Annotated in this window: 6 protein-coding genes; 1 reads left to right on the top strand and 5 read right to left on the bottom strand. The window is 37.9% G+C overall.

Going from position 1 to position 5,300, the window contains the following annotated elements; genetic code table 11:
• Positions 1-303 precede the first annotated feature (303 nt).
• Positions 304-1,593: a coiled-coil domain-containing protein gene (locus tag ACEQ1T_RS01445; protein WP_370221495.1), complete on the bottom strand. Its 1,290-nt coding sequence runs from the start codon at positions 1,591-1,593 to the stop codon at positions 304-306.
• A gap of 339 nt (positions 1,594-1,932) precedes the next feature.
• Positions 1,933-2,292, bottom strand: coding sequence for a DUF2294 domain-containing protein (locus ACEQ1T_RS01440; protein WP_206843400.1), 360 nt, complete (start codon positions 2,290-2,292; stop codon positions 1,933-1,935).
• Between the two features lie 183 nt (positions 2,293-2,475).
• Between ACEQ1T_RS01440 and fdhD the strand changes: the two genes are divergently transcribed.
• Positions 2,476-3,273, top strand: a complete 798-nt coding sequence (fdhD, locus tag ACEQ1T_RS01435; RefSeq protein ID WP_370221494.1) for a formate dehydrogenase accessory sulfurtransferase FdhD — start codon at positions 2,476-2,478, stop codon at positions 3,271-3,273.
• A 129-nt stretch (positions 3,274-3,402) separates the two neighbouring features.
• On the opposite strand, the gene ACEQ1T_RS01430 is transcribed toward fdhD, so the two are convergent.
• The 3 genes from ACEQ1T_RS01430 to ACEQ1T_RS01420 all read right to left on the bottom strand — a co-directional run.
• The gene (locus ACEQ1T_RS01430) at positions 3,403-3,726 is read right to left on the bottom strand and encodes an 8-amino-7-oxononanoate synthase (protein WP_206843389.1); all 324 of its coding nucleotides are present in this window, start codon (positions 3,724-3,726) and stop codon (positions 3,403-3,405) included.
• Between the two features lie 16 nt (positions 3,727-3,742).
• Positions 3,743-4,639, bottom strand: coding sequence for an HD domain-containing phosphohydrolase (locus ACEQ1T_RS01425; protein WP_206843387.1), 897 nt, complete (start codon positions 4,637-4,639; stop codon positions 3,743-3,745).
• Positions 4,640-4,865: 226 nt separating this feature from the next.
• Positions 4,866-5,300: DUF1641 domain-containing protein (locus ACEQ1T_RS01420; RefSeq protein WP_370221493.1), on the bottom strand; the 435-nt coding region annotated here is incomplete at its 5' end.

The following is a 5,300-nucleotide window of genomic DNA, read 5'->3' as shown; positions in this document are numbered from 1 at the left end:
TGAGTCCGAATTCAGTGCTCATTCGGACAGATGTAGAGAATATCCATGAAATTGAATCCGAATACATTGCTCATTCGGACAGATGTAGAAGAAATCCGAGAAAACAAGTCCGAACCTGAGGTACATGCAGGCACAGTATCATAGAATCTGATAAAGAAGTTATTACAATCTCCCTCTTCGCTGAAAGCAAGAACCTGGAGTGAAAATCAACTTTCAAAATTTACAACGTAAAACAACAATCTATGTGAAAACAGCAAAAAAACCTGACTTCCACGTTTTCACATGAAAGTCAGGTCAATTTTTCTATTCTATAACGCGTACAACTCGGCCATTAAACTTAGTTTTCCAATAGCCGCTGGACATGTTTGCAACCGCAACACCCGTTGAGCTTTGTGAACCGATGAATTTACCGCCGCCGAGATAAATGCCTACATGGCCGTCCCTTTTATAAGTATCAAAGAAGACAAGATCTCCCGCTCTCATCTGGCTTGCTGAAACCTGGCGCCCAGCGAATTTAAGAGAATCTGTGCTGGCTCCTACACTAATTCCAGCCTGTGAGAATGCCCAGTGTACAAAGCCTGAGCAATCGAATCTTCCATTGGCGATATCATAAGCATTTCTGCCGCCGCCAAACACATAAACTGAATTACCGATATATTTATTTCCTGCAGTTGTCACAATGCTGATTGCACTGCTGCCATTAACAGTTGGCTTTGGAGCTGAGCTTGCTGACCCTTTTGCTTTTTGGGAAGCAGGAGATTGCTTTTGGGCAGAAGCTGAACCTGCTGGAGCTGAAGCTGCTGTCTGTGCAGCTGGTGCTGTTTGCGCTGCAATGCTTTGTTCGATTTGAGCAATCATAGAAGCATATTTAACATCTTCACTTTGCAGCTTTGCCTTCTTATCTGCAATTGAATTTTCTTTTTCTTTTAGCTGCTGGATTAATGAGCTATTTTGCTGCTTTTGCTCTTCCATGATGGACTGCATGCCTTTTAATTCGGTCATCATGCTGGTTAATCCCGCTAACTCTTTTTCCACAGCAGCCTTCTTTTCTTCAAATGCCTTTTTATCCTGTTCCTGTTCTTCCAGTAATTGTTTGTCTGCCTGAACAAATGTGGTTACTGCTCCGACACGGTCAACAAAGTCACTGAAACTGGAAGCACCAAGAAGAACATCTAAATATGCCACTGTTCCGCCGCTTTCCTGAAACGATTGTGCACGCTGTTTTAGGATAGCGCTTCTCTTTTCGATTCTTTCCTCAATGATAGCCATTTCTGCCTTCAATTGATCTACTTCTGATTTAGTGCTTGCAATTTTAGTCTGCGTTTCTGCTATTAATTTATTATTATCTTCAATCGCCTTTTCTACTTTACTAATTTTAGTATTTAACTCAGCGATTTCTTTAAGTACACTTACCAATTCCTTATCCGCTTCAGCCAATGTGGCCTGCAAGCTGGAACGCTGCTGCTGAATTTGGCTTTTTTGATTTTCCAGTTTATGGATTGATTCAGCATTTACACCTGGGATTGAAAAAGCACTTCCAAGCCCAAGGATAATAGTTGTATTTAAAACGAGGAGCCTTTTTCTCAAAGTCATTACCCTGCTTTCTTATATGTAATTGGCCATTTATTAGCCGTATCAATATCAAACTATTTATCTATGTATATTTTTTAAGCGATTACAAAAAAAACTCTAGTAAATTTGTCTTTCCATGGAGGATTATACCATCCTTATTTGACAGACTTGTTATAGCAATATTACAAAAATATTTCAAACGTGACATTAAACCCCTTTTTTCGCCATCCTTATATGACATAATTCCCTATTTTACTGAGAGAAGATATCCAACGACAGTTGTGTACTGTTTTCCAAAAAATAAAAAAAGACTGGAATCCGCATTATAACTTCCGGATTTCAGTCTTTCATGAATACTTTTTAATCCATAAACTTTCTTTGGATATCCTGATCGAACACAAATACCGACATTCCAAAATCCCGTTCGATATCTATATCTACAAACAGGTCAATTAGTTTTGCCTGCAGAAATTCTTCCATTTCAGCCGGCCGGTTCTTTTTATACATCTCCTTGACCATTTCTGTTCTGGCAGCCCTAAGCATTTGCTTTCCCTCGTCTGCACTTGCTATGAATTTTTCCACAGGAGATAAATTACCTTCCATTTCACATATAGCCCAATGTTTGCAGAAAGTTGTCCTAACTTTGCTAGGTCCTTTGCCCATATGTTTTTTTCGGAAGGAGCGCACTAAATTACTGAATTCAGCTTCATACTTGTTCATAATCCAACCCTCATATACCCTATTATCATGTATAATTCCATTTATACATGTTCAATACAGGTTTCACTTTAATAAGTTAATCAATTAATACAATAATTGTCAAACTAAACAATTTTAATTTCTTGTTAAACTGAAATTATATGCTACTATTTTGTTAGTTGAAAGGTTCTAGGAGGAAGAATTATGGATATTCTAAGCAGCAGAAAAATTGTCAGATTTCATAATGGAGTTCTGCAGGATGCAGAAGATTCAATTGTTTCCGAACACCCTCTCACAATTCATCTAAATGGGGAAGAGTTCGCAACAATGGTCTGCAGCCCAGAGAATATTCGGGAATTAACAATCGGCTTTTTAGCTTCTGAAGGCTTTATCAGGAGAATTGAAGAAATCAAGGATATTCAAATAGATGAAAGCAAAGGATTTGCGTATGTGGAATTACATACCCAAACTACTACAGCAAGCCATGAGTTTCACTCCAAACGGTTTATTGGTTCATGCTGCGGAAAGAGCAGGCAATTTTACTTCCACAATGATGCCAGGACAGCCAGAACTTCTACATCTAAGCTGACCTTGTCTCCCAGCCAGTGCATTTCATTTATGAAACAGCTGCAGGATGGCAGTCTGACTTTTCAAGAAACCGGTGGAGTACATAATGCTGCCCTATTTTCTGCGAATAATATGATTGTCAGCAGAACAGACATTGGCCGTCACAATGCTCTAGATAAAATTCTTGGGTACTGCATTGAGAACAGGATTCCTGTTAGGGATAAAGTCATTGCTTTCAGCGGCAGAATATCTTCGGAAGTTTTGCTTAAAGCCTCCAAGATCGGAGTAGGCATCATCCTATCAAAATCAGCTCCGACTGATCTGGCCATAAAGCTGGCAGAAGATCTTAACATCACAGCCGTTGGCTTTATTCGCGGTCAGTCTTTTAATGTTTATTCTCATCCTGAAAGGATCGTTGCAAGGGCGGAAGATTAATAAAAAGTTAAACTTATTTATTATTAGCTAGCAACCAAGGTGTTTATACGCACCTTGGTTTAAATTTTTTTCAGACAAAAAAGCCAATCAAGTTCTGATCGGCTTTTCACACTGAATTCAATTATTAATTTAATTATACAATGGAACTGGAGGATCAATTCCTAATACAGGCTGTCCATCTACTGTTAACCATACATAATAATGGTCAATCTCTGTTTTAAGTATCACTTCAATTTTTGCAATTAACTTCTCTTGCATTTCAAATGATAACCTTGCAGTTTCCTCTCCTAATGGAACATCTTTCAATCCCAGCAAATCAGCAATTTTCCTTGCATCTTCATAGGAAACTTCGACATATTTATCATACTCCGATAAATATGCAGCCTCCGCGGTTTTAGTACCTAATACGGCAGTCAAGATTACTGCCATTAAAATAAACCCTATCTTTTTCATTTTTTCCCCCATAAATTTAAATTTGATCTATAAGCTCCAGGAAAACATCCAGAATTTCAGGATGATACATAGTTCCACGGTAATTCAATAATTCTTGTTTAGCTTCTTCCTTACTCCTGCCCTTTTTGTATACTCTATCCGTCGTAATAGCATCATAAGAATCAATAATCGAAATGATCGAAGCTTCAATAGAAATCTCGCTGCCTATCAATCCCAGAGGATAACCTTTTCCATCAAATCTTTCATGGTGCTGCTCAACTATTTTTCCTGCATCTACCAAGAGCGGCAATCCTGTTTCCTCTAATATTTCTCTTCCGAAAACAGAATGTTTCTTCATTATTTCCCATTCCTCTGGAGTGAGTTTACTGGGTTTTTGCAATATTTCCAAGGGTATGCGCAACTTCCCAACATCATGTAGAAAAGAGGCTAAATTCAAGTTTACTAGTTGCTTAGAATCTAACTCTAGTGTTTTACCAACCAGCATAGAAAGCTTATTAATTCTTTGACAGTGATCTCTGGTATATCCATCTTTTTCTTCAATCGATATTGATAACTCCATCATTTCCTTTGTTACCTTACTATAATGAAAAAAAACTGGTCTTGATGTTACATAAAGAAATTCAGTGGTAGCTGCTGCTTCAAAAACATAATGTTCTTCTACTGGTGCCTTAAAAAAAGAATTCCCTGTTTTTATTTTCTTGGTTTCATTTCCATTTCTAAGAATTAATTCCCCAGAAAGAACGCATAAATATTCTAGTGCTTCCCAGCCTTCTTGGGGTTCAATCCCCCACATTGTACCAGGCTCCAGCTTATGATAAATAACCTCTGTCCCATCCCCCGAAGCAATCAGGGAGATTTGCAAGCCTTTCATGTGGACTGTTTCAATGAAACTATCTTCATTTATAATGCCCACTTTATTACCCTCTTTCTTATACTTCTCAAATGATGTATGTATTGGGTGGCAAACTAATAAACTTTCCTATATTGCCATTCTAGTACATGATTTTCCATTTTTCCACAAAAATTTTGCTATAAAATTGATATTAAAGAGAATATTGACAATATTCAAGGCTATTTGCCTAAACTTATCATTTCCAATAAAAAACCAGTGACCCGAAATGGCGGTCACTGGCTTTATTTCATTCTCTTTTGTTTGGAGGGACATCTCTTTCGTTTTTCTCCATTTTGTGCATTTTCTGGTCTTCTGGAAGCTGGGTGTTTCTTTCCATGTCACTTGTGTCTTCTCCCATTCCTTTTAGGAAAGTAATCAGAAGCGTAACTGCCCGATTGACTTCCGGATCTTTTAATGCCTTTACGAGATCAAGATAGCTTGTTTTTTCATCTGTATCTTTATATTCCGCAACTCTTGCAACTCCGGAGTTTAACTTTAACAGCAAGGGTTCAAGCTGCTGGACATTTATGGTACCAAGAGTTCCAACCATTAAAAGCAGGTTTTTGATTGTATTGGTAGCTTCCGGTTTATCTACTGCTTTAACAAGTACATTTAATACTTTATCTCCCTGTCCAAATAGTCCATTCAATAATGAGAGAACTCCCCGATCATGCATATGTCC

It is taken from the genome of Cytobacillus sp. (assembly GCF_964223445.1).
GTDB lineage: Bacteria > Bacillota > Bacilli > Bacillales > Cytobacillaceae > Cytobacillus.
This window is presented reverse-complemented; position numbering and strand designations above follow the sequence as displayed.

Coding starts and splice junctions, on each gene's coding strand:
- ACEQ1T_RS01430 (WP_206843389.1), bottom strand. CDS start 3,726: ATGAAAAAGATAGGGTTTATTTTAATGGCAGTAATCTTGACTGCCGTA.
- fdhD (WP_370221494.1), top strand. CDS start 2,476: ATGGATATTCTAAGCAGCAGAAAAATTGTCAGATTTCATAATGGAGTT.
- ACEQ1T_RS01445 (WP_370221495.1), bottom strand. CDS start 1,593: ATGACTTTGAGAAAAAGGCTCCTCGTTTTAAATACAACTATTATCCTT.
- ACEQ1T_RS01440 (WP_206843400.1), bottom strand. CDS start 2,292: ATGAACAAGTATGAAGCTGAATTCAGTAATTTAGTGCGCTCCTTCCGA.